At 41.2% G+C, this 645-nt stretch carries 1 protein-coding gene; it reads left to right on the top strand.

Annotation, left to right across the window (positions count from 1 at the left end):
• The first annotated feature begins 209 nt into the window (after nucleotides 1–209).
• Nucleotides 210–479 carry a hypothetical protein gene (locus tag ABDZ76_RS17595; protein WP_343808678.1) on the top strand — a complete coding sequence of 90 codons (270 nt, stop codon included), beginning with the start codon at nucleotides 210–212 and terminating at the stop codon, nucleotides 477–479.
• Nucleotides 480–645 lie beyond the last annotated feature (166 nt).

Here is a 645-nt window from a genome sequence, read left to right as displayed (position 1 = left end):
GGGTAATATTGTCATGAGATTTCCAAGAAATAATTCGTTTTATCCGCAAGATAATTGCGCCAATGTATTAAGCTTGATTATGGAGACTATCAATTATTTTAAATATCTCAATGCGTTCTTTTACAATGCATTACATAGGCTTGTATTGTATTCATGCTTATATTCTACAGTAGTTGTCGCTAATAAGCCTCGTTCATTTGGAGGGGGGTATGTCTGAAAAGCAACTGATAGTTGATTGGCTGTCCAAGAATGGTGGTGCTCGTCGTTTTGAACGCGGCACAAGCAGCAATTTCAACTTCATCCAATATTACCTTTTAGGGCAGGGCATTGAGGTTATCCGTTGGAGAGGACGCTACCGGATCACAAAACCGAAATCACGCGCAAAGGTATGTGGTGAAAAAGAGCTGTTTAATCTGGTCGATGAAGTGAGAATTGCAGAAGGTAAGCAGCCGCTTCAAATCCGAAATACAATGCAGTGAAGGAATAGGGTAGTGGCGGTAGTATCTAAGCAGCAACGCAAAGAAATGGGAAACTTGAAGTCTGAGGTTCGTGTGCATCAAGTTCCCAACCCATATTACATGCCTAACCATGCAGGCGCATCATGGAACCCCAAAAAAATAAAAGCCTATGTGAACATCAGAGAAA

It is taken from the genome of Paenochrobactrum glaciei (assembly GCF_039522165.1).
In the GTDB taxonomy this organism is placed as follows: Bacteria; Pseudomonadota; Alphaproteobacteria; order Rhizobiales; family Rhizobiaceae; genus Paenochrobactrum; species Paenochrobactrum glaciei.
The sequence above is the reverse complement of the archived record's forward strand: the minus strand, read 5'-3'. Positions and strand labels throughout refer to the sequence as shown.

Excerpts from the sequence above, each read along its gene's own strand:
- ABDZ76_RS17595 (WP_343808678.1), top strand. The coding sequence starts at position 210 with ATGTCTGAAAAGCAACTGATAGTTGATTGGCTGTCCAAGAATGGTGGT.